Source organism: Xanthomonas sp. NCPPB 3005 (assembly GCF_041228095.2).
Taxonomy (GTDB): Bacteria; Pseudomonadota; Gammaproteobacteria; order Xanthomonadales; family Xanthomonadaceae; genus Xanthomonas_A; species Xanthomonas_A bonasiae.
In genome coordinates, this window is record NZ_CP166096.2 from 2796719 (window position 1) to 2823687 (window position 26969).

The 26969-nt window shown below is 69.8% G+C and carries 23 protein-coding genes and 1 riboswitch; of the genes, 12 read left to right on the forward strand and 11 right to left on the reverse strand.

Annotated elements, in window-relative coordinates; all coding sequences use genetic code 11:
* Positions 1-4: 4 nt before the first annotated feature.
* Both crcB and AB8810_RS12135 read right to left on the reverse strand, forming a co-directional pair.
* Positions 5-424: a fluoride efflux transporter CrcB gene (crcB, locus tag AB8810_RS12130; protein WP_179564615.1), complete on the reverse strand. Its 420-nt coding sequence runs from the start codon at positions 422-424 to the stop codon at positions 5-7.
* A gap of 111 nt (positions 425-535) precedes the next feature.
* A riboswitch (Fluoride riboswitch) is annotated at positions 536-606 on the reverse strand.
* A 1-nt stretch (position 607) separates the two neighbouring features.
* Positions 608-1918 (reverse strand): replication-associated recombination protein A, encoded by a 1311-nt coding sequence (locus tag AB8810_RS12135; RefSeq protein WP_369916665.1) that lies wholly within the window; start codon positions 1916-1918, stop codon positions 608-610.
* Positions 1919-2098: 180 nt separating this feature from the next.
* Here AB8810_RS12135 and dmeF point away from each other — a divergent pair, with 180 nt between their 5' ends.
* Complete coding sequence (gene dmeF, locus AB8810_RS12140) at positions 2099-3199, forward strand: CDF family Co(II)/Ni(II) efflux transporter DmeF (RefSeq protein WP_369916582.1); 1101 nt, start codon at positions 2099-2101, stop codon at positions 3197-3199.
* 36 nt (positions 3200-3235) lie between these two features.
* On the opposite strand, the gene lolA is transcribed toward dmeF, so the two are convergent.
* The 3 genes from lolA to AB8810_RS12155 all read right to left on the reverse strand — a co-directional run bounded on the left by lolA (position 3236) and on the right by AB8810_RS12155 (position 8345).
* Positions 3236-3862: an outer membrane lipoprotein chaperone LolA gene (gene lolA / locus AB8810_RS12145; protein WP_228319934.1), complete on the reverse strand. Its 627-nt coding sequence runs from the start codon at positions 3860-3862 to the stop codon at positions 3236-3238.
* A 74-nt stretch (positions 3863-3936) separates the two neighbouring features.
* Positions 3937-5886, reverse strand: coding sequence for a DUF3857 domain-containing protein (locus AB8810_RS12150; RefSeq protein WP_369916583.1), 1950 nt, complete (start codon positions 5884-5886; stop codon positions 3937-3939).
* Positions 5887-5987: 101 nt separating this feature from the next.
* Positions 5988-8345: a DNA translocase FtsK gene (locus AB8810_RS12155; RefSeq protein WP_179564608.1), complete on the reverse strand. Its 2358-nt coding sequence runs from the start codon at positions 8343-8345 to the stop codon at positions 5988-5990.
* Between the two features lie 298 nt (positions 8346-8643).
* Between AB8810_RS12155 and trxB the strand changes: the two genes are divergently transcribed.
* The 5 genes from trxB to infA all read left to right on the forward strand — a co-directional run bounded on the left by trxB (position 8644) and on the right by infA (position 12692).
* On the forward strand, positions 8644-9612 hold the full coding sequence (trxB, locus tag AB8810_RS12160) for a thioredoxin-disulfide reductase (RefSeq protein WP_369916584.1): 969 nt from the start codon (positions 8644-8646) through the stop codon (positions 9610-9612).
* The gene (locus tag AB8810_RS12165; protein WP_369916585.1) at positions 9609-10493 is read left to right on the forward strand and encodes a hypothetical protein; all 885 of its coding nucleotides are present in this window, start codon (positions 9609-9611) and stop codon (positions 10491-10493) included. The genes trxB and AB8810_RS12165 overlap by 4 nt, the downstream gene beginning before the upstream one ends.
* Positions 10490-11611: a GNAT family N-acetyltransferase gene (locus tag AB8810_RS12170; RefSeq protein WP_369916586.1), complete on the forward strand. Its 1122-nt coding sequence runs from the start codon at positions 10490-10492 to the stop codon at positions 11609-11611. Before AB8810_RS12165 ends, AB8810_RS12170 begins: the two co-directional genes overlap by 4 nt.
* Before the next feature lie 30 nt (positions 11612-11641).
* Entirely contained in the window at positions 11642-12379 is a 738-nt protein-coding gene (aat, locus tag AB8810_RS12175; RefSeq protein ID WP_369916587.1) for a leucyl/phenylalanyl-tRNA--protein transferase, read from the forward strand.
* Between the two features lie 94 nt (positions 12380-12473).
* Positions 12474-12692 carry a translation initiation factor IF-1 gene (gene infA / locus AB8810_RS12180; protein WP_004425677.1) on the forward strand — a complete coding sequence of 73 codons (219 nt, stop codon included), beginning with the start codon at positions 12474-12476 and terminating at the stop codon, positions 12690-12692.
* 124 nt (positions 12693-12816) lie between these two features.
* Here the strand turns inward: infA and clpA are convergent, their stop codons facing one another.
* The gene (clpA, locus tag AB8810_RS12185; protein ID WP_179564598.1) at positions 12817-15099 is read right to left on the reverse strand and encodes an ATP-dependent Clp protease ATP-binding subunit ClpA; all 2283 of its coding nucleotides are present in this window, start codon (positions 15097-15099) and stop codon (positions 12817-12819) included.
* 123 nt (positions 15100-15222) lie between these two features.
* Entirely contained in the window at positions 15223-15543 is a 321-nt protein-coding gene (clpS, locus tag AB8810_RS12190) for an ATP-dependent Clp protease adapter ClpS (RefSeq protein ID WP_046979857.1), read from the reverse strand.
* A 75-nt stretch (positions 15544-15618) separates the two neighbouring features.
* Here clpS and AB8810_RS12195 point away from each other — a divergent pair, with 75 nt between their 5' ends.
* The 6 genes from AB8810_RS12195 (at position 15619) to AB8810_RS12220 (ending at position 20099) form a co-directional block, all read left to right on the forward strand.
* Positions 15619-16122 carry a hypothetical protein gene (locus AB8810_RS12195; RefSeq protein ID WP_369916588.1) on the forward strand — a complete coding sequence of 168 codons (504 nt, stop codon included), beginning with the start codon at positions 15619-15621 and terminating at the stop codon, positions 16120-16122.
* Positions 16122-16580, forward strand: a complete 459-nt coding sequence (locus AB8810_RS12200) for an NUDIX hydrolase (RefSeq protein WP_064539928.1) — start codon at positions 16122-16124, stop codon at positions 16578-16580. The genes AB8810_RS12195 and AB8810_RS12200 overlap by 1 nt, the downstream gene beginning before the upstream one ends.
* Positions 16577-17716, forward strand: coding sequence for a tRNA 2-thiouridine(34) synthase MnmA (mnmA, locus tag AB8810_RS12205; protein ID WP_369916590.1), 1140 nt, complete (start codon positions 16577-16579; stop codon positions 17714-17716). The genes AB8810_RS12200 and mnmA overlap by 4 nt, the downstream gene beginning before the upstream one ends.
* Positions 17713-18327 carry a high frequency lysogenization protein HflD gene (gene hflD, locus AB8810_RS12210; RefSeq protein ID WP_369916591.1) on the forward strand — a complete coding sequence of 205 codons (615 nt, stop codon included), beginning with the start codon at positions 17713-17715 and terminating at the stop codon, positions 18325-18327. The genes mnmA and hflD overlap by 4 nt, the downstream gene beginning before the upstream one ends.
* 135 nt (positions 18328-18462) lie before the next feature.
* Positions 18463-19653 carry a methyl-accepting chemotaxis protein gene (locus tag AB8810_RS12215; RefSeq protein WP_179564590.1) on the forward strand — a complete coding sequence of 397 codons (1191 nt, stop codon included), beginning with the start codon at positions 18463-18465 and terminating at the stop codon, positions 19651-19653.
* Between the two features lie 128 nt (positions 19654-19781).
* On the forward strand, positions 19782-20099 hold the full coding sequence (locus tag AB8810_RS12220; protein ID WP_179564588.1) for a hypothetical protein: 318 nt from the start codon (positions 19782-19784) through the stop codon (positions 20097-20099).
* A 191-nt stretch (positions 20100-20290) separates the two neighbouring features.
* Here the strand turns inward: AB8810_RS12220 and AB8810_RS12225 are convergent, their stop codons facing one another.
* From AB8810_RS12225 to AB8810_RS12240, 4 genes are all read right to left on the reverse strand, one after another.
* Entirely contained in the window at positions 20291-21610 is a 1320-nt protein-coding gene (locus AB8810_RS12225; RefSeq protein WP_191824233.1) for an AAA-associated domain-containing protein, read from the reverse strand.
* A gap of 21 nt (positions 21611-21631) precedes the next feature.
* Positions 21632-23386 carry an ABC transporter permease gene (locus AB8810_RS12230; RefSeq protein ID WP_369916593.1) on the reverse strand — a complete coding sequence of 585 codons (1755 nt, stop codon included), beginning with the start codon at positions 23384-23386 and terminating at the stop codon, positions 21632-21634.
* Positions 23387-23467: 81 nt separating this feature from the next.
* Positions 23468-23716, reverse strand: a complete 249-nt coding sequence (locus AB8810_RS12235; RefSeq protein ID WP_179564583.1) for a hypothetical protein — start codon at positions 23714-23716, stop codon at positions 23468-23470.
* Between the two features lie 394 nt (positions 23717-24110).
* Positions 24111-26900: an EAL domain-containing protein gene (locus tag AB8810_RS12240; RefSeq protein WP_179564581.1), complete on the reverse strand. Its 2790-nt coding sequence runs from the start codon at positions 26898-26900 to the stop codon at positions 24111-24113.
* Positions 26901-26969: the final 69 nt, after the last annotated feature.

Below are 26969 nucleotides of genomic sequence, written 5' to 3' on the forward strand. Positions count from 1 at the left end.
GCACTCACTTGCCGGCACTGGCTGCCGGCGGTCGCAGTTCGGTCGCCACGCGGGCGCCGCCGATCACCAGCAGCAGGCCCGCCGCCAGGGTGATCGCCAGGTACAGCGGCACCATGCCGCCGCGCCCGTTGCGCAGGAACACCAGGCTTTCCATCATCAGCGAGGAGAACGTGGTCAGGCCGCCGAGCAGGCCGACGACCAGCAACGCACGCCAGTACGGCGCGCTGGCGCCCTTGCCTTCGATCCAGACCAGCAGGAAACCGCCGAAGAACGCGCCGACCAGGTTCACCGTCAGCGTGCCCCACGGGAAACCGGCGCCGTAGCGCTGCAACAAGGCGCTACCCACGGCGAAGCGCACACCGGAGCCGACCGCGCCGCCGGCCATCGCAAGCAACAGCTGCTGCCACCACAGGGCGAAGTTCATGCGCTGCCCCGCTGCGCGGCGGCGCGGCGGCGTGGGAAAACGAAAACGAAGTGCGGCATCGTGGTCTCCAGATCGGGCGATGCCGGGGCGCAGGCCTGCCGCCCCGGCGGGGGTTGGGCAGGCATCATCAGCGCGCAGGGACTGCGGGCGGTTCGAGGAGGAATGCCATCTCCTTGATGCCGATTATGAGCGCGTCGGCTTGGCCTTGTCAGCCCGCGCCTGCTCGCGTGCGGCGCGCAGCCGGTCGAGCTTGTCCTTGAGCTTGATCTCCAGGCCGCGCTCCACCGGCCGGTAGTACACGCGCTCGCCCATCGCATCCGGAAACCCGGTCTGGTCCAGGGCGATGCCGCCTTCGGCATCGTGGTCGTACTGGTAGTGCTCGCCGTAGCCGAGGGTCTTCATCAGCTTGGTCGGCGCGTTGCGCAGATGCAGCGGCACCTCCTGGGTACCGCTCTCGCGCACTTCGGCCTTGGCCTGGTTGAACGCGGCGTAGCCGGCGTTGGACTTGGCGGTGCTGGCCAGGTACAGCACCAGTTGCGCGAAGGCCAGTTCGCCTTCCGGGCTGCCCAGCCGCTCGTAGATGTCCCAGGCTTCCAGCGCCATCTGCTGGGCGCGCGGATCGGCCAGGCCGATATCCTCGATCGCCATGCGGGTGAGGCGCCGCGCCAGGTAGGCCGGATCGCAGCCGCCGTCGAGCATGCGCGTCAGCCAGTACAGCGCCGCATCCGGGTTGGAGCTGCGCACCGACTTGTGCAGCGCCGAGATCTGGTCGTAGAACTGCTCGCCGCCCTTGTCGAAGCGGCGGGTACGGTCGGCCAGCACCTGCAGCAGGGTCTGCGGGGTGATCTCGCCGTCCTCGCCCTGGGCCAGCTCGGCGGCGATCTCCAGCAGGGTCAGCGCGCGCCGCACGTCGCCGTCGGCGGCGCTGGCGATCTCCAGCAGCGCGGCGTCCGAGACCCGGATCGCCTCCTCGCCCAGGCCGCGTTCGCTGTCGTGCAGCGCACGCTGCAGCGCCTCGACGATGTCCTGCGGCGACACCGATTCCAGCACGTGCACGCGGCAGCGCGAGAGCAGCGCCGAGTTCAGTTCGAACGACGGGTTCTCGGTGGTGGCGCCAACGAACAGGATGGTGCCGCGCTCGATGTGCGGCAGGAACGCGTCCTGCTGCGCCTTGTTGAAACGGTGCACCTCGTCCACGAACAACACCGTGCGGCGCCCGTCGGCGAAGCGCTGCGCGGCCTCGGCCAGCACCAGCCGCACCTCCGGCAGGCCCGACAGCACCGCCGAGATCGCCTTGAACTCGGCCTCGGCATAGTGCGCCAGCAGCAGCGCCAGGGTGGTCTTGCCGCAGCCGGGCGGTCCCCACAGGATCATCGAATGCACGCGCCCGGACTCGACCGCGCGGCGCAGCGCGCTGGCCGGGGCCAGCAGGCGTTTCTGCCCGACCATTTCGTCCAGCGTGCGCGGGCGCATGCGCTCGGCCAGCGGGCGCATCGCATCGCGATCGACGCTCAGCAGGTCGGGGGTATCGGGGGCGAGGAGTTTGCGCTTGGCCACCTGCGCATTCTATCGCCGGCACGTGCAGGCCGCGCGTTGCCGGTGGCGCCGGCAGCGCAAATCGGCGCCGCGCTGTCGCTACAATCCGTTGCGTTCCCCTGCCCCGCGAGTGCCCCGATGAGCCACCACCGCACGCTGGACGCCTTCACCCATGCGCACGACTTCCTCGGCGATCGCCACGAGCGCAACGCGCGCCGGACCTGGGCGGTGGTCGCGCTGACCGCGGCGATGATGCTGGTGGAGATCGTCGCCGGCTGGTGGACCGGCTCGATGGCGCTGCTCGCCGACGGCATGCACATGGCCACCCATGCCGGGGCGCTGTCGATCGCCGGCTTCGCCTACTGGTTCGCGCGCCGCCACCGGCACGATCCGCGCTTCAGCTTCGGCACCGGCAAGGTCGGCGACCTGGCCGGGTTCTGCAGCGCGCTGATCCTGGCCCTGATCGCGCTCGGCATCGGCGTGGAGTCGGCGCTGCGCCTGGCGCAGCCGGTCCACATCGCCTACGACGAGGCGATCTGGATCGCGTCCTTGGGCCTGTTGGTGAACCTGGTCAGCGCCTGGATGCTCGGTGCCGACCATCACCATGGTCACGATCACAGCCACGATCACGGGCACGGCCATTCCCACGCGGCGCAGGCGCCGGCCGCGCAGCGTCACGCACATCACGACCACGACCACGACCACGACGATCATGCACACGGGCACGGGCACGGGCACGGGCATGGGCACGATCATGCCCACGCCCCTGGGCCCGACCATACGCATGGCAGCAGTGACCACGCCACGCACGCGCACACCGACAACAACCTGCGCTCGGCCTACGTGCACATGCTGGCCGATGCGCTGACCTCGGTGCTGGCGATCGTGGCCCTGCTGCTGGCCAAGACCCTGGGCTGGCTGTGGATGGACGCGCTGATGGGCATCGTCGGCGCCATCGTCATCGCGCGCTGGTCGCTGGGCTTGTTGCGCGACACCGGCGCGGTGCTGCTCGACGCTTCGGCGCCAGCCGCCTTGCAGGCGCAGATCCGGCAACGCCTGGAACAGGACGACGAGCGCATCGCCGACCTGCACGTGTGGCGGATCGGCCCCGGCCAGCATGCGGCGATCGTGTCGCTGGTGACCCACCGGCCGCGGCCGGCGGCGTTCTACCACGCGCGCCTGGAGGGCGTGGCGACACTGGGGCACGTCAGCATCGAAGTGCAGACCTGCCCCGATTGAGCCGGCCCGGCGTGGCCGCAGCCGGCGTTCGGCGCCTCAGCGGTCGCCGACCACGTCCACGTCCTTGTCCGGCACGTAGCGGAAGGTGCCGGCGGCGAAGGCCGGGTTGCGCTGCCAGCCGCTGAAGCTGATCTCGGTGCGCTGGCCGACCGCATCGACCACCTCCATCCGCGCCAGGCCGTTACCGTCGAAGCCGAGCTTGGCGATCTGGAAGCTGGCCTCGGTGTCCACCTTCGGCGTCATCGACAGCCACTGCAGGCCGTCGCGCGCCACCGCTTCCTCGCTGACGTCGTACTGGCGGTCCAGCTTGCCCGGGTCGATCAGCGCGGTCAGCGGGCTGTTCTGCTCCTCGGCGCCCTGCGTGCGCACCGTGGCCTGCTTCAGGTCCGGATCGTAGACCCAGACCTTGGCGCCGTCGGCGACGATCAGTTGCGTATAGGGCTTGCGGTATTCCCAGCGGAACAGGCGCGGCGCCGACAGCGCGACGCGGCCGCTGGCGGTTTCCTTCAGCGCGCCCTTGCCGTCGTAGACCTTCTGCGCGAACTGGCCGTCCAGGCCCTTGAGCCCGCGGGTGAAGGTGTTCAGGTCGTCGCGCGCGCCGGCGAAGGCGCTGCCGGCCAGCAGCGCGCTGGCGAGGACGGTATAGCGGAGTGTGCGAAGCATGCGGATGGAGTTCCGGATGGAGTGTGGGAAGTGTGCCGCGAACAAGCTGAATAGGCGATCAGACGGTGAGGCGATCAGTGCCCGGTCTGCATGCGGCCGAGGTCGCCGTACAGGATCTGGCCGCGGAAGCCGCGCTGCACCTGCTGGTACAGCTCGCGGAACGCGGCATAGTCCTGCGGCTGGCACAGCGCCTGCGGGCCATGCACCGCACGCCGGTGCAGCGTGTGCGTGGCGACCACGGTCTGCCCGTCGCGCACCCAGGTCGCGGCGTATTCGCCGGCGGCGTTGCGGAAATGGGTGTCGGCCGGGATCGCGATGATCGGCACGCTGTCCGGGAAGGTCAGCCGGTAGGTCTCGCTGCGCGCGTTGTCGTTGCAGTAGAACGGGGTCAGGTTGCGCTCGGCCGAGGTGGTCGCATAGACCCCGCGCACCGAATCGGCGCCGGGCATCTGCGGCAGGGTCATGCCGCCGACCACGCCGAAGTCGACGTAGTCGGTGGCGTGAAATTTATAGGCGTAGCCGAACGGCCGGCTCAGGTCCTGCGGCGCGCCCTGCAGCTCCAGTTCGCCGCTGCCGTCGAAGCCGGACGTGGCCAGGATCGATTCCTCGATGCGGGTGCGGTTCTGCGTATTGAGCTGCACGAACATGGTGCGCAGGCCGATCTCGCCGATCTGGCCGCTGTCCAGCCGGGTGGTGCCGCTCAGGCTGCCGTCGGCGGCGAAGCGGTAGTCGGCCTCGGCCTGGTACAGGTTCACCCGCGCGTCGTTGGGCGGGGTCCGCGCCACGCTGCCGTCGACGGTGTGCAGCACCGGCACGCCGAGATCGCCGGCCGGCAGCTGGCCGAAGCGCGCGTAGGGATTGGTCGAGTCCACGTACAGCTTGAACTCGGGCAGATAGGTGATGGCGTGGTTGAAGCGGCCGAGCACCGGCACCTCGGGCAGGGTCGGCCCGCCTTCGGCGCCGATCAGCACCGGCGTGCTGGCGATGCCCTTGGCCGCCAGCAGCGCCTCCAGCACCACGGTGTGGTCCTTGCAGTCGCCGTAGTGGTTGTCGAGGATGCTGTCGGCGCTGTTCGGCTCCAGCCCGCCGTTGCCCAGGTACACCGCCACGTAGCGGATGTTGCGCGCCACCCATTCGTACAGCGCCGCGGCCTGTGCGCGGCGGTCGCCGATGCCGGCGGTGATCTGCTCGGCGCGGGCGCGCACCTTCGGCGTGACCTGCGCGGCGACGCCGCTGCTGCGCTGGTAGGCCTGGCCCATCTGCGACCAGCGGCGGAAGCTGCTGGCCATGATGGTCGGGCTGAACTCCCAGGTCGCCGCCGCCCAGTTCTGGCTCTTCATCGGCTCGCGGCGCTGGTAGCGCCATTCCCAGCGCGCCTGCGCGCCGTCGATCTTCGGCGTGTCGGCGCCGTCCACCCCGCGCGTGGACACGTGCATCGGCATGCGCCGCGGCGCGACCAGGGTCACCGTGGCGTCGTCGTACTGGGAGAACACGCTGAAGGTCTCCCACAGGCTGAAATAGCCCGGAAAGTACGGCACGGTTTGGGTGCGGCGCACCCGGTACACCAGCCGCGTGCCCGGCATCAGGTTGGGGAACACCACCACCTTGACCTTGCGGTCGGCGTACATCGCCGCCGAGGCGCTGGAGTAGCTTTCCTGGGTGTAGATCTTGTCGGCCGGCACGTCGTGGCGCAGCCCGTCCGGGGTGATCGCGTAGGCCGCCAGCACCTCCAGCGTCTCCAGCTTCTCGCTGTAGCTCAGCCGCACCTGGCTGAACTTGTCCACGCCGGCCTTGGTCTTCAGCAGCAACTCGTACTCGTCGGTCTCCACGCTGCTGGCGTCGTCGCGCACCTCGTAGTCGGCGCGGTAGCGTACGTAGCTGTAGTTGTTGGCGACTTCGGGCGTGGCCGCTGCAGGGCTGGCCGCCGCGGCGGCAGCGGCTGGCGGCTGCGCGGCGGCAGCGGATCCGGCCACGGCAAGGACGGCGCACAACAACAGGCGCACGGTGCAGGCGGTTCGGGACATCGGCAACGGCAGCGGGCGGGAACGGCCGCCAGCATCGCATGCGGCGCTGCGCGGAGCGGTTCCGATGGCAGGGAACCGGGATGCGGGCCGCGTCGCGCGTCTCACTTCGGCGGCGGCGGCGCCAGCACGCTGCGGTCGCCGTTGTGTTCGGGCGGGCTGACCACGCCGGCCGCCTCCATCGCTTCGATCAGCCGCGCGGCGCGGTTGTAGCCGATCTTCAGCCGCCGCTGCACGCCGGAGATCGACGCGCGGCGGGTCTCGGTGACGATGCGCAGGGCCTCGTCGTACAGCGGGTCGGATTCGTCCCCGCCGCCGCCGCTGCTCTCCGGCAGGCCGGTGGCGCCGACCACGGTGCCGTCGCCCATGGTCTGCACCTCGTCGAGCACGCCCTCGATGTAGTCGGCCGGGCCGCTGGCCTTGAGGTGCTCGACCACGCGGTGCACTTCCTCGTCGCTGACGAAGGCGCCGTGCACGCGGTCGGGCATCGCCGTGCCCGGCGGCAGGTACAGCATGTCGCCGTGGCCGAGCAGGGTCTCGGCGCCGGACTGGTCGAGGATGGTGCGCGAATCGATCTTGGAGCTGACCTGGAACGCGATGCGGGTCGGGATGTTGGCCTTGATCAGGCCGGTGATCACGTCCACCGACGGGCGCTGGGTGGCCAGGATCAGATGGATGCCGGCCGCGCGCGCCTTCTGCGCCAGGCGCGCGATCAGCTCTTCGACCTTCTTGCCGACGATCATCATCATGTCGGCGAATTCGTCGATGAAGATGACGATGAACGGCAGCGTGTCCAGCGGCCGCGGCGCCTCGGCCAGGTCCGGGTTGGGCTTGAACAGCGGGTCCATCATCGGCTGCCCGGCGTCCTGCGCGTCCTTGACCTTCTTGTTGAAGCCGGCCAGGTTGCGCACCCCGACCGTGCTCATCAGCTTGTAGCGGCGCTCCATCTCCGCCACGCACCAGCGCAGGCCGTTGGCGGCCTCCTTCATGTCGGTGACCACCGGCGCCAGCAGGTGCGGGATGCCCTGGTAGACGCTCAGCTCGAGCATCTTCGGGTCGATCATCAGCATCCGCAGTTCCTTGGCCGAGGCCTTGTACAGCAGGCTCAGCACCATCGCGTTGACCGCCACCGACTTGCCCGAGCCGGTGGTGCCGGCGACCAGCAGGTGCGGCATGCGCGCCAGGTCGGCCACGGTCGGGCGGCCGGCGATGTCCTTGCCCAGCGCCAGGGTCAGCGGGCTGGCCGACTTGTCGTATTCCTTGGAGCGCAGCAGCTCGCTGAGATAGATCATCTCGCGGCTGACGTTGGGGATCTCCAGGCCGACCACCGACTTGCCCGGGATCACGTCGACCACGCGCACCGACTTCACCGACAGGCCGCGCGCGATGTCCTTGTCCAGCGAGCTGATCTGGCTGACCTTGACGCCCGGCGCCGGCTCGATCTCGAAGCGGGTGATCACCGGGCCCGGATAGGCGCCGACCACCTGCGCCTCGATGCGGAAGTCCTTGAGCTTGAACTCGATCTGCCGCGACAGGGTCTCCAGGGTTTCCTCGGAATAGCCCTTGGTCTGCGGCTTGGGATCGTCGAGCAGGGCCAGCGGCGGGATGCCGGACTGGTCGCCGCCGGTCCCGTGGAACAGCGGGATCTGCTGCTCGCGCTTGGCCCGCTCGCTCTTCTCCACCACCGGCGCCGGCGGCGGCTCGATCTTGACCGGTTCGCGCTTGGCGCGCTGCACCGCATCGACCTTGCGCACTTCCTCGCGTTCCTCGCGCATGGCGCGGGTCTGCTGCCATTCGTTGGCCTGCTGGCTGCCGCGCCGGGCCAGCGTCGGCAGGGTCATCACCGCGCGGCCGATGCGCTCCATCACCGCGAACCAGGACAACCCGGTGGCCAGGGTGATCGACACCAGCAGCAGCACCAGTACGAACAGGTTGCTGCCCAGCGCGCCGAAGCCGGCGGTCAGCGAACTGCCGACCAGCTTGCCGAGGATGCCGCCGGCACCGGCCACGTCGCCGCTGAACAGGCGCAGGTGCAGCAGCCCGGTGCCGGCGATCAGGAAACCGACGATCCCGACCAGGCGCAGCGCCGGGCCCAGGTCGGCCTCGCCATCGCCATCGCTGTCCATGCCGAACAGCGCGATCCAGGAGACCGCGCCGATCACCACCGGCAGCAGGAACGCCACGTAGCCGAACAGCTGCAGCAGCACGTCGGCGATCCAGGCGCCGAACTTGCCGCCCATGTTGTGCACCGGCGCGACCACGCTGCCGGTATGCGACCAGCCCGGATCGGTCGCCGAATAGGTGGCCAGGCTGGCCAGCAGGTACAGCAGCAGCGGCGCGATCGCGATCAGCGCCAGGTCGCGCCACAGCTTCTGCCGGCGCGGATTGGCCGCGGCGGCCTGCTTGCGTGCGGCCGCGTTGGCGCCCTGGGATTTGCCGCGTTCCGGAACCTGCTTCGCCACGCTATGACCAGACCTTAGAAATACACCGTTAGTGATTGATAATAAACGAATCGGATCGGCATTTCAGCAGTCGGCACCGGATCGGCAGGCGAAGCCTGAATCGTCCAGCGCCCTCTCCCCCACCGCGACGCGGCGGCATGGACACGCGGCGGGCGCAAGGCGGCGCGCTGGCCGCAGGCCGCAGCGTTCTCGCCACGCGGCTTGATTCATCCCAGGCCGGCCGCCACTCTATGCGACTACGCCGGAAGCCGCGCAATGCCGCGAATCCGCCGCCATTTCCACCTCTTCGCGAGTATACATGAGCTCTTCTGTCGCCAATTCCGCCAAGCATTCCCGCCTGCTGATCCTGGGGTCGGGCCCGGCCGGCTGGACCGCCGCGGTCTACGCCGCGCGCGCCAATCTCAAGCCGGTGGTCATCACCGGCCTGCAGCAGGGCGGCCAGCTGATGACCACCACCGAGGTCGACAACTGGCCCGGCGACGCCCATGGCCTGCAGGGTCCCGACCTGATGGCGCGGATGCAGGCGCATGCCGAGCGCTTCGATACCGAGGTGATCTTCGACCACATCCACACCGCCGACCTGTCGCAACGCCCGTTCAGGCTCAGCGGCGACAGCGCCGAGTACACCTGCGACGCGCTGGTCATCGCCACCGGCGCCACCGCCAAGTACCTGGGCATCCCCTCGGAAGAAGCGTTCAAGGGCCGCGGCGTGTCCGCCTGCGCCACCTGCGACGGCTTCTTCTACAAGGACCAGGACGTGGTCGTGGTCGGCGGCGGCAACACCGCGGTGGAAGAGGCGCTGTACCTGTCCAACATCGCCCGCAAGGTCTACCTGGTGCACCGCCGCGACACCTTGCGCGCCGAGAAGATCATGCAGGACAAGCTGTTCGCCAAGGTCGCGGCGGGCAAGATCGAGACCGTCTGGCACCACGCCATCGACGAAGTGCTGGGCAACGAGGCCGGCGTCACCGCGGTGCGGGTCAAGTCCACCCAGGACGGCAGCACCCGCGAGATCGAAGCGCATGGCTTCTTCGTGGCCATCGGCCACCACCCGAACACGCAGCTGTTCGACGGCCAGCTAGCGATGAACAACGGCTACCTGGAGATCCGCTCCGGCCTCGGCGGGGCGGCCACCGAGACCTCGGTGCCGGGCGTGTTCGCCGCCGGCGACGTCGCCGACCAGCACTACCGCCAGGCGATCACCTCGGCCGGCTTCGGCTGCATGGCCGCGCTGGATGCCGAGCGCTATCTGGACAAGGGCGCTTGACCGAATCGGGCTCCCGGGCCGGCGAGCGCGGCCGCCGTGGCGTCGTGCTCGCCGGCCTGCTCGCGGCGGCGGGCGCGCTGCATGCCGAGCCCGTGGCGCCGCCGCTGACGATCGGTTCGGTGGAAGCGGCGCATATGGCGTTCTGCATGTCCCCGGAACAGGTCGATGCGCTGGCCGCGACGCTGGCCGGCGGCTTGCTGGGCACCGGGGCCGACGACAGCATCAAGCTGCTGATGAGGTCGATGAGCAAGTCCGTGCGCGACACCGGCGACCGCATCACGGCCGAGGCCATCGCTGGCGATGCCGGCGCGCGGGCCGTGTTCACCCGTTTTCTCGGCGAGTGCCTGCTGGCCGGCATTCCGACAGCCGCGCAGCGCCGCGAGCGCGCCCTGGGCTGGTTGCGCGAGGACGCGGCTGGCGGCACCGCCGACGCGGCCGACACGCTTGCGGCCCTGGTCGCGCTGGGCGATCTTCCGGGCGGCGCCAGCGAAGTGCAACGCTTGCTGGCAGCGCGTCCGGCGCAGGCGCCGGCAGGCGCGAAGACCGAGGCCGCCGTGCAGAGCGAGGCGGCGCAGCAGCACCTGGCGCTGGCCTCGGCGCTGTTGCGCGGCGCGATGAGCACGTTCTCCAGCGAACTTGGCGCCAACGCGTCCGATGGCGCCCAGTTGCGCTTTCTCTACCGGCCCTGCCCGGGCTCGTTCGAATCCAGCGCAGCGCAGGCGGCGGCGCCGCCGCAACGTGCCGCCGGCCTGGCCCGGGTGACGGCGCGCCTGGCGCAGTTGCCCAGGGCCGGGCTCGACTGCGCCGACCCGGCGCTCGCCGCGGTCGTCCTGCCGCTCTCGTTCACCGCGCCGGCCCGTCCCGAACCAGCCCGGCGATGACCCAGGTACGCTGGCTGCACCGGCTCGACGAGGTCGCCGCGTCCGCCTGGGACGCCCTGCACGACGGCCGCAACCCGTTCGTCGCGCACGCGTTCCTGGCCGGCCTGGAACGGCATGGCTGCCTGCGCCCGGACTGGGGCTGGAATCCACTGCACCTGACCCTGTGGGACGGCGAGGCGCTGGTCGCCGCTGCGCCGGGGTACCTGAAGACCAACTCGCACGGCGAATTCGTGTTCGACCATGCCTGGGCGCATGCCTATGCGCGCTACGGCCAGGACTACTTCCCGAAATGGCTGTGCGCGGTGCCGTATTCGCCGGTGACCGGGCCGCGCCTGCTGGCGCGCGACAGCGCCGGCCGCCAGGCGCTGCTGGCGGCGATGCAGGCGTTGACCCAGGCCAGCGGCCTGTCCTCGGCGCACGTGAACTTCCACAGCGCCGACGAGGATGCCGCGTTCGGCGACGACTGGCTGGCGCGCAGCGACGTGCAATACCAGTGGCACAACGACGCCGGCTGGACCGAGTTCGATGCCTACCTGGCGGCGATGGACCACAAGCGGCGCAAGAACATCCGCCAGGAGCGGGCCAAGGTGCAGCGCGCCGGCATCGGCTTCCGCGTCGTGCACGGCGACGAGGCCAGCGCCGCCGACCTGCAGGCGATGTACGCGTTCTACCTGCGCACCTTCGACGACTACGGGAACTCGCCGGCGCTGACGCTGGAGTTTTTCTCGCATCTTGCGCGAGAAATGCCGCGTAATTTCCTGATATTCCTAGCCATTCTGGATGAAGCGCCGGTGGCCGGAGCGCTGTGCCTGCGCGGTGGCGACACTTTGTACGGCCGCTACTGGGGCGGCGAGACCCTGCCCGGCCTGCACTTCGAGACCTGCTACTACCAGGGCATCGACTACTGCCTACGCGAAGGCCTGACCCGGTTCGAGCCCGGCGCGCAGGGCGAGCACAAGATCGCCCGCGGCTTCCTGCCGCGGCTGGTGCGCAGCCGCCACTGGATCGCCGACCCCGGCTTCCGCGCGCCGCTGGCGGACTGGTGCGCGGAGGAAACCGCAGCGGTGCGCCAGCATGCGGCGACCCTGCTGCGGCACTCGCCGTTCCGCCAGGACTGAACCGCCCGCCCGATCGGCTACCCTGCGCCGATGCGTCGTCTCCCTGCCCTGCTTGCCGCCGATCCGGCCGCCCCGTTCCCGCCCGCGGCGAGCGCGCTGCGCGAACCGGAAGGCCTGCTCGCGATCGGCGGCGACCTGACCCCGACACGCCTGCTCAATGCCTACGCGCACGGCATCTTCCCCTGGTACTCGGACGGCGATCCGATCCTGTGGTGGAGCCCGGACCCGCGCACCGTGTTCCGCAGCGACGGGGTGCGGCTGTCCTCACGCTTCCGCCGTTCGCTGCGCCACTCGCCGTGGCGGGTGCGCGCGGACACCGCGTTCGCGCAGGTGATCGCCGCCTGCGCGCAGGCACCGCGCCGCGGCCAGGACGGGACCTGGATCACCGCCGAGATGACCGCCGCCTACGTCGCCCTGCATCGCGCCGGGCACGCGCACTCGGTGGAGGTGTTCGACGGCGAGGCACTGGTCGGCGGCATCTACGGCGTGGCGCGCGGACGCATGTTCTTCGGCGAAAGCATGTTCAGCGCGCGCAGCGGCGGCTCCAAGGTGGCGCTGGCGGCATTGGCCAGGCGCCTGCATGGCTGGGGCTGGCCGCTGATCGATGCGCAGGTCGAGAACGACCACCTGCTCAGCCTCGGCGCCGAGCGCTGGCCGCGTGCCGCGTTCCTCGACGCGATCGCCGCGCTGGTGGCCGAGCCCGGCCCGGCCGGCCCGTGGACGCCGCGTTTCGGCGAACTGGCGGCCGCGGAACTGGCCTTGCTCTGAGCCGCATTAACGCAAACTTTGCATGCTGCGGCCGAGGCGAGTAAAATCCCCGCTCTTAAGGCCTTTGGCCGCACGCGAAATCGCACAGGATTACATGTCGAAAGACGACTCCATCGAATTCGAAGGCACCGTCAGCGAGACGTTGCCCAATACCACCTTCCGGGTCAAGCTGGAAAACGGGCACGAGATCATCGCCCACATCTCCGGACGCATGCGCAAGAACTACATCCGCATCCTGACCGGCGACCGGGTGAAGGTCGAGATGACCCCGTACGATCTGACCAAGGGTCGTATCACCTACCGCATGAAGTGACCGCCCCGCAGCGGTTGTAAGAAAGGCGGCCATCGGCCGCCTTTTCGTCTCTCATCGGTGACATCGCAAGGCGACTGCAGGGTCTGCAGCCGCCTTTTGTCGTGCCTGGCGTTCTAGCGCGCCATCACTCCACGGTCGCCGGCAGCAGGCGCTCCGGCTCGGCCTGGGTGTCCACCACCAGCTCGCCGTCCTGCACGTCGATGGTGACGCGGCCGCCGCCGACCAGCTTGCCGAACAGCAGCTCGTCCGCCAGCGGGCGCTTGACCTTGTCCTGGATCACCCGCGCCATCGGCCGCGCGCCCATCAGCGGGTCGAAGCCGTGCTGGGCCAGCCAGTCGCGCGCGGTCGGCGTGGCCGACAGCGACACGTGCTTCTCCTGCAGCAGCATCTCCAGTTCGATGATGAACTTGTCGACCACGCGCAGGATGTGGCTGAACGCCAGCGGTTGGAACTGCACCACCGCGTCCAGGCGGTTGCGGAATTCCGGGGTGAAGCTGCGGCGGATGGTTTCCATCGCGTCGGTGGAATGGTCCTGCTTGGTGAAGCCGATCGAGCGCCGCGAGGCCTGGGTGGCACCGGCATTGGTGGTCATCACCAGGATCACGTTCTTGAAGTTGGCCTCGCGACCGTTGGTGTCGGTCAGCACGCCGCGGTCCATGACCTGCAACAGGATGTTGAAGATGTCCGGATGCGCCTTCTCCACCTCGTCCAGCAGCAGCACGCAGTGCGGGGTCTTGACGATCTTCTCGGTCAGCAGGCCGCCCTGGTCGAAGCCGACATAGCCGGGAGGCGCGCCGATCAGGCGGCTGATCGAATGCGGCTCCATGTACTCGGACATGTCGAAGCGCACCAGCTCGATGCCCAGCTGCAGCGCCAGCTGCTTGGTCACCTCTGTCTTGCCGACGCCGGTGGGGCCGGCGAACAGGAAGTTGCCGATCGGCTTTTCAGGATTGGCCAGGCCCGAACGCGCCAGCTTGATCGACGAGGCCAGCGTCTCGATCGCCGGATCCTGGCCGAAGATCACCATCTTCAGGTTGCGCTCCAGGTGCTGCAGCACGTCCTTGTCGGTGGCGCTGACCTGCTTGGCCGGGATCCGCGCCATCTTGGCGACGATGGTCTCGATCTCCTCGATGTCGATCAGCTCCTTGCGCACGCCCTGCGGCAACAGCCGCTGGCGCGCGCCGGCCTCGTCCATCACGTCGATCGCCTTGTCCGGCAGCAGGCGGTCGCCGATGTGCTTCACCGACAGGTCCACCGCCGCCTGCAGCGCGTCGTCGGCGTAGGTCACGCCGTGGTGCGCCTCGTACTTGGGCTTCAGGCCCTGCAGGATCTCGAAGGTCTCGCCCACGGTCGGCTCGACGATGTCGATCTTCTGGAAGCGCCGCGCCAGCGCGCGGTCCTTCTCGAAGATGCCGCGGTATTCCTGGAACGTGGTCGAGCCGATGCAGCGCAGATCGCCCGAGGCCAGCGCCGGCTTGATCAGGTTGGAGGCGTCCATGGTGCCGCCCGACGCCGAGCCGGCGCCGATGATGGTGTGGATCTCGTCGATGAACAGCACCGCGTTGGGCACCTTCTTCAGCGAGGTCAGCACGCCCTTCAGGCGCTTCTCGAAATCGCCGCGGTACTTGGTGCCGGCGACCAGCGCGCCCAGGTCCAGCGAGTAGATGACCGCGTCGGCCAGCACCTCGGGCACGCTGCCCTCGACGATGCGCTTGGCCAGGCCCTCGGCGATCGCGGTCTTGCCGACGCCGGCCTCGCCCACGTACAGCGGGTTGTTCTTGCGCCGGCGGCACAGCACCTGGATGGTGCGCTCGATCTCGTCGGCACGGCCGACCAGCGGGTCGATGCGGCCATTGCGCGCCTGTTCGTTCAGGTTGCTGGCGTATTCGGCCAGCGCGTCGCCCTTGGGCTCGCCTTCGCCCGCCTCGCCCTTGGCTTCGCCGTCGGACGGCGCCGGGCTTTCGCCCTCCTCGCCGAGCTTGGCGATGCCGTGCGACAGGTAGTTGACGATGTCGAGCCGGGTGATGTCCTGCTGATTCAGGAAATACACCGCATGCGAATCCTTTTCGCCGAAGATCGCGACCAGCACGTTGGCGCCGGTGACCTCCTTCTTGCCCGAGGACTGCACGTGGTAGACCGCGCGCTGCAGCACCCGCTGGAAGCCCAGCGTGGGCTGGGTGTCGCGGCCGTCGTCTTCGGCCAGGCGCGACACCGAGGCTTCGATGGCCTGCTCCAGCTCGCCGCGCAGGCGTTCCGTATCGGCGCCGCAGGCTTTCAGCACCGCCTGCGCCGAGGGGTTGTCGAGCAATGCCAACAACAGGTGTTCGACCGTCATGAACTCGTGACGGGCTTCCCGGGCGCGCTTGTAGCACTGGCCGATGGTTTGCTCGAGATCTTTGCTGAACATGGTTCACTCCGACGTCTGTTGCCAACAATATGCGGCTGGAGTTGCGAATTTCCACAACCCTATCGGATCAGTGTGTTCAGACCGCGTTAGTCCGGGCAAACCGGTGACCGACGCTTACCAATATCAGGCTTTTTCCATCGTGCACAACAGGGGATGCTGGTTCATCCGCGAAAACTCGTTGACCTGAGCTACCTTGGATTCAGCCACTTCGCGGGTGTACACCCCGCAAACGCCGCGGCCGCGGGTATGCACGTGCAGCATCACCTGCGTGGCCTTCTCCAGGTCCAGCGAGAAAAACTGCTGCAACACGGTCACCACGAAGTCCATCGGGGTGTAGTCGTCGTTCAGCAACAGCACTTGGTACATCGGCGGGCGGGCGACTTCGGGCTTGCCGGTCTCCACCATTACGCCGTGGTCGTGGTCTGAAGAATTCTTGCGAGGCATGCGCCGATTATATACGGCGGCTGTCGGCCCGGATTGGACGATCGCCGATCCTACCCGCACAATTCCCCTCCTTTGATGGCGCAACGCATGCATTCGACGAATTTCCGCACGGCCGCCCTGCTCGCCGCGCTCCTGGCCGGCGCCGCCGCGCCGGCGCTGGCCGCGCCGGACCAGGCGCTGGGCAAGCGCCTGAAGGCGATGGGCTACGACGTCCAGGCCGATGCCGACGGCGACTACCAGTTGCTGTTCGGCCTGCGCGAACAGGGCCGCGAGCGCCAGCAGCTGATCTACGTGCGCTCGCCGGTGGAGAGCTTCGGCAGCCACCGGATCCGCGAGATCTGGTCGCCCGCCTACCAGGCCAAGGGCGACACCCTGCCCGCTGCGGTCGCCAACCGCCTGCTGGAAGACGCCCAGGCCGACATCCTCGGCGGCTGGGTGCGCCAGGGCGGCACCGCGGTGTTCGTGGTCAAGGTGGCCGCCGATGCCGACGACACCGCCTTGCGCGAGGCGCTGGAAGCGGCCGCGCGCGGCGCCGACGCGATGGATGCCGAACTCAACGCCGGCAAGGACGCGTTCTGATGGCGCTGGCCCCCGGCCCCTGGCAGCCCGACGTGACCGTGGCCACGGTGGTGGTCCGCGACGGGCGCCTGCTGCAGGTGGAAGAGTCCATCGCCGGCGCACTGGTGCTGAACCAGCCGGCCGGGCACCTGGAGCCGGACGAGAGCCTGCTGCAGGCGGCGCTGCGCGAGACGCTGGAGGAGACCGGCTGGCAGGTGCGGCTGACCGCGTTCATCGGCGCCTACCAGTGGAAGGCCGACAACGGCCGCCACTACCTGCGCTTCGCCTTCGCCGCCGAGCCGGTGGCGCACGACCCGCAGCGTCCGTTGGACGACGGCATCGTGCGCGCGCTGTGGATGACCCCGGCCGAGCTGCAGGCCGCCGCGCCGCGCTGGCGCAGCCCGCTGGTGTGGCAGGTGGCCGCCGATTTCCTCGCCGGCAAGCGCTATCCGCTGGACCTGGTGCGGCAACTGGCATGAACGGCGCGCGGATCATGGTCGGCGTCTCCGGCGGGGTCGATTCGTCGGTGGCGGCCTGGCAACTGGTGCAGCAAGGCGCCGACGTGGCCGGCCTGTTCATGCAGAACTGGGCCGACGACGGCAGTGGCGACTGCCGCGCCGAGGACGACCGCCGCGACGCGGTGGCGGTGTGCGGCCTGCTCGGCATGCCGTTCCACTTCCGCGATTTCTCGCAGGAATACTGGCAAGGCGTGTTCGCCCACTTCCTGGCCGAATACGCCGCCGGGCGCACCCCGAACCCGGACGTGCTGTGCAACCGCGAGGTCAAGTTCAAGCATTTCCTGGACGCGGCGCGCGCACTGGGCGCCGAGCGTATCGCCACCGGCCACTACGCCCGGGTGGCGTTCGCCGACGGCCGCTGGCGGCTGCTGCGCGGGGTGGACCGCAACAAGGACCAGAGCTATTTCCTGCACCAGCTCGGCCAGGCGCAGCTGGCCGCGACCCTGTTCCCGGTCGGCGAGCTGCCCAAGGAACAGGTGCGGCGCATCGCCCGCGAGGCGGGACTGCCGACCCACGCGAAGAAGGACTCCACCGGCATCTGCTTCATCGGCGAGCGCGACTTCCGCGAATTCCTCGGCCGCTACCTGCCGGCCCGGCGCGGCGAGATCCGCGACCCGCAGGACCAGGTCGTGGCCGAGCACCCGGGGGTGTTCTATTTCACCCTGGGCCAGCGCGAGGGCCTGAACATCGGCGGCGTACGCGGCCGCGCGGCGGCGCCGTGGTACGTGGTCGGCAAGGACGTGGCGCGCAACGTGCTGTACGTGGACCAGGATCGCGACAGCCCGCATCTGATGTCCACGCAGCTGCAGTCCGAAGCCGCCCACTGGATCGCCGGATCGGCGCCGGCACGGCGCTTCGACTGCACCGCGCAGACCCGTTACCGCCAGGCCGACGAGCCGTGCACGGTCGAGGTGGCCGACGACGGCACCCTGGCGGTGCGCTTCGCCCGCCCGCAGCGCGCCGTGACCCCCGGCCAGTCGCTGGTGCTGTACCAGGGCGACGAGTGCCTGGGCGGCGCCGTGATCGCCACCACCGATGCCCCGCTGCAACGCCGTCTGGCGCAGCGCACCGATCTACATGAGGAAACCACCCGATGACCGATTCCATGGACGCGCGCGTGCTGGCGCTGGCCGGCGTCGCCCAGGCCCTGCAGCAGGTCAGGCGCATCGCCGAGACCGGGCAGTCGGAGGCGTCGCTGGTGCGGACCCTGCTGGACAGCGTGTTCCGCACCGATGCCGATACGCCGGAGGCGGTCTATGGCCGGGTCGGCGACGTCGCGCCCGGGCTGCGCCTGCTGCACAACTATTTCCGCAACCAGGGCCAGGACGAGGCGCTGCCGCGGCTGGCGCTGGCGGTGCTGCAACTGGAGCGGCGCTTCGTGCGCGACACCGAGACCAGCGCCAAGGTCACCGCCGGCATCGCCCAGATCGCGCCTAGGCTGGCCGAGCACGCCGACAGCGCGCATCCGGAGGTGATCGGCGCGCTCGGCCAGCTGTATGCCGACACCATCAGCCACCTGCGTCCGCGGGTGATGGTGCAGGGCAATCCGCATTACCTGGGCCAGGCCGGGGTGGTGGCGGAGATCCGCGCGCTGCTGCTGGCCGCGGTGCGCTCGGCGGTGCTGTGGCGGCAGATGGGCGGCAGCCTGTGGGATTTCCTGCTGGCCAAGCGGCGCATGATCGACGCGGTGGACCGCGCGCTGGGCTGAGCGCGGCGCTGGCGCCGCCGGCGCAGGCTCGATGCAGCGCACGTTTCGCCGCGCGGACGCGATCGGCAGCACACCGCGGCTAAAGACCGAGGGGGTACGGCCGATACAGCAATCGTGAATCTGCCGAGAACGTCCATGTACTCACGCCTCCTGATCCGTCTGGCTGCTCCGCTCGCCCTGACGCTGCTGTTCCCCATCGCCGCCGGTTTCGATTGGCCGGCCCCGGTCCGTTGGGCCATCCTCACCACGATGACGTTGAGTTGGCTGGGCTTCGCCGCCTGGACAGCCTATAGCCAGAGCCGGCGTTCGCCGGAGCAGTCCAAGATCATGCGCGAGCAGGATCAGCTGCTGAGCGAACTGCGCAGCTTCGTCGGCAACGAGATCGACGGCTCGCGCAGCGAGATCGAACGGGCCCGCGAACTGATCCGCCAGGCGGTCAGCGGCCTGGGCGGCAGCTTCGAGGCGATGAACCGCAAGTCGCGGCAGCAGAGCGTGGCGCTGGCCCGGATCGTGGATCGCGCCGGCGACGACGGCGGTGCCGGGGTCGACGTGGCCCGCTTCGCCCAGCATGCCAGCCAGCGCATGGAGCAATTGGTCGAGGCGCTGGAACAGGTCAGCGGCCAGAGCAGCGCCACGGTGCACTACATCGACGACATGTCGCAGCACCTGGACGGCATCTTCGCCCTGCTGGAGGACGTCAAGTCGATCGCCGACCAGACCAATCTGCTGGCGTTGAACGCGGCGATCGAAGCGGCGCGTGCCGGCGAGGCGGGCCGCGGCTTCGCGGTGGTCGCCGACGAGGTGCGCAACCTGTCCGAGCGCTCGACCACCTTCAACGAGCAGATCCGCAAGCTGGCGCACAGCTCCAAGGACGCCATCGCCAAGGTCCGCGAGACGGTCTCGCACATGGCCTCGCGCGACATGGACCGCTCCCGCGAGGCGCGCGCCGAGGCCGCGTCGATGCTGGACAACGTGGCGGCGATCAACAACTCGCTGGGCGAAGGCATGCGCGAGATCTCCGAGTGCGGCCGCGCCATCGACAGCAGCGTCGCCGAAGCGGTACGCGCCCTGCAGTTCGAGGACATCGCGACCCAGGCCCTGGGTGGCGTGCATACCCACCTGGACCGCCTGACCGCGATCAACCGCGAGGCCGTGGCCCTGCAGGAACTGCTGCATCGCAACGGCGGCGTGTTCGACAGCGAGTTGGTCGATGCGCTGCAACGGGTCGGCACCCGCCTGCGCGAGATGCGCGTGGAGTGGGAGCGTCCGCCGCACAAGCCGGTGGCGCAGCAGAGCATGGGCGCCGGCACCGTCGAGCTTTTCTGACCGACACCGCGTGCATCCTGCCGTACCATGAAACGACCAGTCCCCGGCCCTGTCCGGGGCTTGTCGTGTCTGCCCTCCTCCGACCGTTCGAGCCGATGCCTTTCCAGTCCCAGTCCCGAGTCGAGGCCATGTCCTGCGACGACCTGAGCGCCGAGCACGGCGCCCTGCCCGCTCGCGCGCACCCGGCACCGGGTGTGGCCGCCAACGTCACGCCCGTCGCGGCGCGGCGCCAGCCGGGCAGCGCGCTGCGGCAGCTGGAAATGCTGGCGCAGGACGAACTGCGGCAGATGCTCGGCGGGCGTGGCCCGATGGCGCAGAGCGACGGCATCGCCGACCTGATCTGGGCCGGCCTGGCCTGGGACATGGGCCTGAGCGGGACCGCCATCGCCGCGGCCGGCACGCCGCACCCGCTGCCCGGCTACGCGGCACTTTGCGACAACGACTGAATCGGTCTGCGCGCTCGCGCCGCCATCTGCGCTTGCGGATGCAGCCACCCGACCGCATCGCGACATCGCCACGGCCGCTGAAATGCCTTGGCGCCGCCAATCCTGTAGGAGCGGCTTCAGCCGCGACCGGGCGTTCCGGGTGAGACCCGGTCGCGGCTGAAGCCGCTCCTACAAGAGCGCGGGCGAACCAGCTAGCTCGGGTTCTCCAGCGAGAACAGGTCCGCCTGCTTGTCGTAGGCGAAGTACTCGGCGTAGCGCGCCCAGCTGATCACCGCCTGCACGGTTTCGGCCGCATAGTCCTCGGACATGTGGTCTTCCAGCTCGTCGCGGAAACGCCGCGCCGGCGCATGGTGGGTCGGGCGTTCGTCGAGCACGCGGCGGATGTGCGCGGCCAGCGGCACGTAGGTGGCCAGGTGCTGGGCGAACATCTGCTTGCGCGCGTCGGTGCCCAGTTCGGCGAAGCGTTGCCCGGCCGGGGTCAACTGCAGGTCGCCCTGCTCGAACACCGCGAAGCGCAGCAACTGCAGGGTTTCGGCGATCGGGAACAGTTCGTCCACTTCCAGCTGCAGGCTGGCCGCCAGCGGCGGCAGGTCGGCGCGGCCGTGGTAGGGCTCGGCCGCCACCGCCTCGACCAGGCCGGCCAGCAGGTTGCTCGACACCCGCGGCAGCACCATCGCGATGCCGCTGCCGGGGAACACGCCTTCGCGCGCCTGCGGCCGCTGCGGGCTGGCGGTCATGCGCGCGTAGATGTCGTCGACCAGGGCGCGGAATGCCGGCGCCAGGCGGTTGCGCGGCTGCGGCAGGGTGACCTGGATCTCGCCGATCACCCGGCCCGGATTGGCGCCGAAGATCACGATGCGGTCGCACATCAGCACCGCTTCCTCGATGTTGTGGGTGACCATCAGGATCGACTCGATCGGCATGCGCCCTTCCGACCACAGGTCGAGCAGGTCGGTGCGCAGGGTCTCGGCGGTCAGCACGTCCAGCGCGGAGAACGGCTCGTCCATCAGCAGCAGTTTCGGCCGCACCACCAGCGCGCGGGCCAGGCCGACGCGCTGGCGCATGCCGCCGGACAATTCCTTCGGGTAGGCGCCCTCGTAGCCGTCCAGACCGATCAGGTCGATCGCCGCCAGCGCCCGCCGGCGGCGTTCGTCGGCGGCCACGCCGCGCGCCTCCAGGCCGACCTCCACGTTCTGCAGCACGGTCAGCCACGGGAACAGCGCGAAGCTCTGGAACACCATCGCGATGTCGTCGATCGCCTGGGTCGGGGTGGCGTCGCGGAACGCGATGCTACCGGCGCTGGGCTGCAGCAGCCCGGCGATGGCGCGCAACAGCGTGGACTTGCCGGAGCCGGAGCGTCCGAGCAGGCCGACGATCTGGCCCGAATGCAGGGTCAGGTCGACATCGTCCAGCACCACCAGCGGCGTCGCCCCGCCCTTGTCGTAGCTCTTGCGCACGCCGTGCACGCGGACCAGCGGGGCGCGCTCGGGCGCGCTTGCGGAAAAGGTCATGGTCGGAATCTCCAAGGATGGTCAGTCGAAGCGCAGGCGGCGTTCGGCGAAGGCGTACAGGCGCCGCCACACCGCGCGGTTGAAGACGGTCACGAACAGCGACATCACCGCCACCCCGAGCAGCACCCGCGCGCCGTCGCCGGCGGCGGTGGCGCGGGCGATGTAGGAGCCCAGCCCGTAGGCCTGCACCTGGGTGTCGCCCCAGCTGGCGAGTTCGGCGACGATGCTGGCGTTCCACGAGCCGCCGGAGGCGGTCAGCGCGCCGGTGATGTAGTACGGGAAGATGCCCGGCAGGATCACCCGCCGCCACCAGGTCCACGAGCGCAGCTGGTAGACCGTGGCCGCCTCGCGCAGGTCGGTGGGAAACGCGCTGGCGCCGGCGATCACGTTGAACAGGATGTACCACTGCGTGCCCAGGATCATCAGCGGCGACAGCCAGATGTTGGGATTGGCGCCGGTGGCGACGATCGCCAGCACCGCGAACGGGAACAGCACGTTGGCCGGGAACGCGGCCAGGAACTGCGCCAGCGGCTGCACCCGCTGCGCCACCTTCGGGCGCAATCCGATCCACACCCCGATCGGCACCCACACCACGCTGGCCAGCGCGATCAGCACCACCACCCGCAGCAGCGTGGCCAGGCCGCCGCCGAACGCCTCGGCCAGGTCGTGCAGGCGCAGGTGCTGGCGGCCGTAGTCGAACGCGAACCAGGCCGCGGCCAGTCCCGCGAGCGCCAGCGCCGCGCTCCATAGGCGGTCGCCCCAGACGTTGCCGCTGGCGTCCTGCACGGACGCCGACGCGGGACGCGGGCGCCGCGGCGCCCAGCGCAGCAGCAAGGTGCGCTGCCACACCCAGGCCAGCGGCGCGACCAGGCGCTTGGCCAGGCGGGTGCGCCGCAGCAGGTCGTACAGCCACGATTGCGGCTTGTCCTGCGAGGCGGTGAGTTCGGCGCGGAACTTGTCCGACCAGGCGACGATGGGGCGGAACAGCAACTGGTCGTACAGCACGATCAGCACGCCCATCGCCAGCACCGCCCAGCCGACCGCGGCGAAATTGCGCTGCGCGATCGCCAACGCCAGGTAGGAGCCGATGCCGGGCAGTTCCAGGGTGCGGTCGCCGACCGTGATCGCTTCGGAGGCGACCACGAAGAACCAGCCGCCGGACATCGACATCATCATGTTCCAGATCAGCGCCGGCGTCGCATACGGCGCTTCCAGCCGCCAGAAGCGCTGCCACGACGACAGGCCGAAGCCGCGCGTGACCTCGTCCAGGTCGCGCGGCACGTTGCGCAGCGACTGGTAGAACGAGTACGCCATGTTCCAGGCCTGGCTGGTGAAGATGGCGAAGATCGAGGCCAGTTCGGCGCCGATCTGGCGGCCGGGAAACAGGCCCAGGAAGAAGGTCACGGTGAAGGTCAGGAAGCCCAGCACCGGTACCGACTGCAGGATGTCCAGCGCCGGCACGATCAGCCGCTCGGCGCGGCGGCTCTTGGCCGCCAGGGTCGCCACGACGAAGGTGAACATGAGCGAGGCGGCCATCGCCGCGAACATGCGCAAGGTGGTGCGCAGGCCGTATTCGGGAAGCTGGCGCAGATCCAGCGAGACCGCTTCGGTGCCCGGCGGCGGCAGCGGCGCGCGCATGTCGGCGGCGCCGTGCAACAGCAGCACGCCCAGCGCCAGCAGCAGCGCGAACACCGCCAGATCGTGGAGATTGGGCAGCACGCCGGGGCGTGCGGCGACAGTACCGGGCGCGTTGCGGTCGCGGGGGAATAGCACCATGGGAAGGTTCCGGCAGGACGGCGGCGCCAGCTGCGCCGCACGGATGGTAGGGAATGAGGGAAACCGGCGGGGGACGACCGCTCAGTGTGGCAAGCGAATATGCAAGCCAGGCGTCAGCCGCTGCTGCGCCGCGTTCGTGGTGTGCCCAGAGGCCACCTGGCCGATGCCGGTCGCGGCGTCGATCGCGGCAGGCGCGCCGGCGTCGGCCAGGGCCGCAGCGCGTCCGTGACGGCACATGCCCAGCCGGATCGGGTTGCCGGCGGCGCGACCGGCAGCCGCGCCGCTGCCGCGCGCCGGCGTGCAGCGCGGATCGAGCAGCGGCGGCAGCATGCCCCGCCGCGGACCATGGACCGCGGCGGGCGCGCGTACGCACAACCGGCGGCGCTCAAGCGGCGCATGGCGACAACGACGACGACAGATGCATGGGCGGCTCCGGAATGCGGAAACGCCAGTGGACACGCTCGGGGTCCTCGCGGATCGGGCTTGCGTACTGCGGGAGTGTCTTGCCAGCGCCGGTGCGGCGGTGGCGAACGATCCCGTCCTGAGCGGACGGGACCCATCTGGGACGAACCCAGACCTTGGCGGTCCTGTCAGCTCGACAGCTGCAGCGTCGGTCTAGGATGACTGTCCAAGGAAGTGGCCTCTGGCCGGGAACGATGGGCGCGAAGTATAGCCAGCAACCACGGTACCGCAACAGCGTCCGACGGGCGCCGGCGGCGAGCGTTCACTGGCCAGCAAGCACCAGCCGCGGCAGCGTCGCCGGGGTCTCGGCCTGACGCGCGCGCAGCCAGGCCGCCAGCTCGCGCGGCGGCAGCGGCCGCGAGTGCAGATAGCCCTGGATCTCGTCGCAGCCCTGCTCGCGCAGCAGCGCCTCCTCCTGCGGCGTCTCCACGCCCTCGGCCACCACCTGCATGCCCAGCGCATGGCCGAGTTGCACGATCGCCTGGGTGACCTTGGCGGTGCCGCTGTCGATGAGCATGTCCTGCACGAAGCTGCGGTCGATCTTCAGCCGCTGCACCGGGAAGCGGTTGAGGTAATGCAGGTTGGAGAAGCCGGTGCCGAAGTCGTCCACCGCCAGCAGCACGCCTTCCTGCTCGAACAGTTCGAAGCAGCGGCGCAGCGATTCGGTGTCGCGGATCAGCGCCGATTCGGTCAGTTCCAGCTCCAGCCGCTTGGGCGACCAGCCATTGCGCTGGCACAGCTCGATCACCCGCTCGGCGAAGCCGCGGTCGCGCAGCTGCATCGCCGAGACGTTGACCGACACGCGGTCGAAGCTCAGCCCTGCCGCATCCCAGGCCGCGGCCTGGCGGCAGGCCTCGTTGATCACCCAGTCGCCCAGGCGCACGATCTCGCCGCATTCCTCGGCGATGGGAATGAACTCGGCCGGGTTGCAATGGCCGTGGCCGGGGCGGTGCCAGCGCAACAGCGCCTCGACCGCCGGCGCGCGTTCGCCGGCCGCATGCACCAGCGGCTGGTACACCAGCGAGAACTCCTCGCGGTCCAGCGCGCCGTGCAGCGCATGCTCGATCTCCAGGCGCCGCTGCGCACGCAGCAACACGTCCTGGCTGTAGTAGTGGCAGGTGTTGCGGCCCGATTCCTTGGCCGCGTACATCGCCGCATCGGCGGCGCGCAGCAGGCTGTCGAAGTCCTGGCGCCCCTCCTCCATCAAGGCGATGCCGATGCTGGCGCCGATCTTGATCACGTTCTCGCCGTTGTGCAGCGGCTCGGCCAGCGCCGCGATCAGCTTGCGCGCCACATGGCCGGCATCGCCCGGCTCGGCCAGGTCGCGCAGCACCACCAGGAATTCGTCGCCGCTGAAGCGCCCGAACAGGTCGCTGGTGCGCAGCTGCTGGTGCATGCGCGTGGCCGCCAGTTTCAGCAACGCATCGCCGGTGGCATGGCCGAAGGAATCGTTGATGCTCTTGAACCCGTCCAGGTCGACGAACAGCATCGCCAGGGTGCTGCCGCGCTCCACCGCGTCGTGCATCGCCGCTTCCGCCTGCTCGCGCAGCAGCTGCCGGTTCGGCAGCCCGGTCAGCAGGTCGTAGTGGGCCAGCAGTTCGATGCGCTCGCTGGCCTCGCGTTCGCGGCTGATGTCGCGGAACAGCACCACGAAGCGCGGCGGCAGGCCGTCGCGGTCGTCAAGTTCGATCAGCACCTGCACCCACACCCGGTGCCCGGAGGGGCGATGGAAGCACAGGTCCAGTTGCTCGGGCAGGCCGCCGTGGGCGATCCGCGCCAGCGCCGTTTCGAACGCGTCGCGCGAATCCAGGGTGTACAGCGCCAGCGCCTGGTCCAGGTCGATGTTTTCCTTGCGCAGGCCGTGGATGCGGTAGCACTCCTCGGTCCATTGCATGCGCCGGGTGCCGACCTCGATCTCGCAGCCGCCGATCTTGCCCAGCGCCGAGACGCGGTTGAGCAGTTCGGTGCGCCAGCGGATCAGCGCGTCGGTCTGGCGCTGCTCGGTGATGTTCTGCACCTGGCCGAGCACGCGCTGCACGGCGCCGTCCGCTTCCAGCTGCGGTTGCGCCCACACCCGCAGGTGCAGCGGCGCCTCGCTGCCGCGTACCAGCTCGACCTCGAAATTGGCCTGCTTGCCGTCGCGCTGCATGCGCCGCCAGGTGGAGATCACCTGCGCCGCCGACTCGCGGCTGAGCAGGCGCAGCCAGCCGCGGCTGCTCGGCACCTGATCCTCGGCCAGGCCGGTCACGCGCAGGAACTCGCGCGACCACCAGATCCGGTTCTGCAACGGATCCCACGACCAGCTGCCCATGCTGGTCATGCGCTGCGCCTCGCGCAGCAGGGTCTGCTGGTCGCGCAGGCGCTGCTCCAGCAGCTTCTGTTCGTGGATGTCGGTATGCGTGCCGACCATGCGCAGCGGGCTGCCGTCGGCGGTGCGGGCGACGATGCGGCCGCGGTCCAGGATCCAGCGCCACTGGCCGTCCTGCTGGCGCAGCCTGAATTCGCACACGTAGGTCGCGCTGCGGCCTTCGAAATGGGCGCGGATCGCCTCGCGCAGGCGGGCCTGGTCGTCGTTGTGCACCAACGGCAGCAGCGCGTTGAGACCGTAGTCCGGCGCGTTGCCTTCGTAGCCGAGCATCTGCTTCCAGCGCTCGGAACGGAAGATCCGGTCGCTGGGGATGTCCCAGTCCCACAGGCCGTGTTCGGCGCTGTCCAGGGCGATTTCCCAGCGCGTGGCGCCGTCGCTGCCGACCGGCTCGGGCACGCTCAGGGTATAGGCCAACAGCGCGCCGGCATCGTCGCGCACCGCGCGCAGCCACCCGTCCAGGCGCCGCCCGGCGGTGCCGGGCAGCGCGCAGGCGAGCATGCTCTCGCCGTTGACCAGGCGCTCGCGCACGTCGCGCATCAGCTCGGCATAGGCCTCGACCGTACGCGGCAGCTCCAGCGCCTGCGCGGCCCGGTTCGCGGCCAGCGGCCGCCCTTCGGCGTCCAACAGGACCACGGCCGAGGTGAGCGGATGCTGCAGCAAGCTTGCGATGACGCCTTGATCCACGCCGAGGTGCTCCGTTTCTGCCGCTGGTGCTGGCGGACGAAGGTGATAACGGCACCCGGCGGCATTAAT

Coding starts and splice junctions, on each gene's coding strand:
- clpA (WP_179564598.1), bottom strand. CDS start 15,099: ATGTTCAGCAAAGATCTCGAGCAAACCATCGGCCAGTGCTACAAGCGC.
- AB8810_RS12225 (WP_191824233.1), bottom strand. CDS start 21,610: ATGACCTTTTCCGCAAGCGCGCCCGAGCGCGCCCCGCTGGTCCGCGTG.
- dmeF (WP_369916582.1), top strand. CDS start 2,099: ATGAGCCACCACCGCACGCTGGACGCCTTCACCCATGCGCACGACTTC.
- AB8810_RS12215 (WP_179564590.1), top strand. CDS start 18,463: ATGTACTCACGCCTCCTGATCCGTCTGGCTGCTCCGCTCGCCCTGACG.
- AB8810_RS12195 (WP_369916588.1), top strand. CDS start 15,619: ATGGCGCAACGCATGCATTCGACGAATTTCCGCACGGCCGCCCTGCTC.
- mnmA (WP_369916590.1), top strand. CDS start 16,577: ATGAACGGCGCGCGGATCATGGTCGGCGTCTCCGGCGGGGTCGATTCG.
- AB8810_RS12150 (WP_369916583.1), bottom strand. CDS start 5,886: ATGTCCCGAACCGCCTGCACCGTGCGCCTGTTGTTGTGCGCCGTCCTT.
- hflD (WP_369916591.1), top strand. CDS start 17,713: ATGACCGATTCCATGGACGCGCGCGTGCTGGCGCTGGCCGGCGTCGCC.
- AB8810_RS12220 (WP_179564588.1), top strand. CDS start 19,782: ATGTCCTGCGACGACCTGAGCGCCGAGCACGGCGCCCTGCCCGCTCGC.
- AB8810_RS12200 (WP_064539928.1), top strand. CDS start 16,122: ATGGCGCTGGCCCCCGGCCCCTGGCAGCCCGACGTGACCGTGGCCACG.
- AB8810_RS12235 (WP_179564583.1), bottom strand. CDS start 23,716: ATGCTGCCGCCGCTGCTCGATCCGCGCTGCACGCCGGCGCGCGGCAGC.
- clpS (WP_046979857.1), bottom strand. CDS start 15,543: ATGCCTCGCAAGAATTCTTCAGACCACGACCACGGCGTAATGGTGGAG.
- lolA (WP_228319934.1), bottom strand. CDS start 3,862: ATGCTTCGCACACTCCGCTATACCGTCCTCGCCAGCGCGCTGCTGGCC.
- aat (WP_369916587.1), top strand. CDS start 11,642: ATGCGTCGTCTCCCTGCCCTGCTTGCCGCCGATCCGGCCGCCCCGTTC.
- crcB (WP_179564615.1), bottom strand. CDS start 424: ATGAACTTCGCCCTGTGGTGGCAGCAGCTGTTGCTTGCGATGGCCGGC.
- AB8810_RS12135 (WP_369916665.1), bottom strand. CDS start 1,918: ATGCGCCCGCTGGCCGAGCGCATGCGCCCGCGCACGCTGGACGAAATG.
- AB8810_RS12170 (WP_369916586.1), top strand. CDS start 10,490: ATGACCCAGGTACGCTGGCTGCACCGGCTCGACGAGGTCGCCGCGTCC.
- trxB (WP_369916584.1), top strand. CDS start 8,644: ATGAGCTCTTCTGTCGCCAATTCCGCCAAGCATTCCCGCCTGCTGATC.
- infA (WP_004425677.1), top strand. CDS start 12,474: ATGTCGAAAGACGACTCCATCGAATTCGAAGGCACCGTCAGCGAGACG.
- AB8810_RS12230 (WP_369916593.1), bottom strand. CDS start 23,386: ATGGTGCTATTCCCCCGCGACCGCAACGCGCCCGGTACTGTCGCCGCA.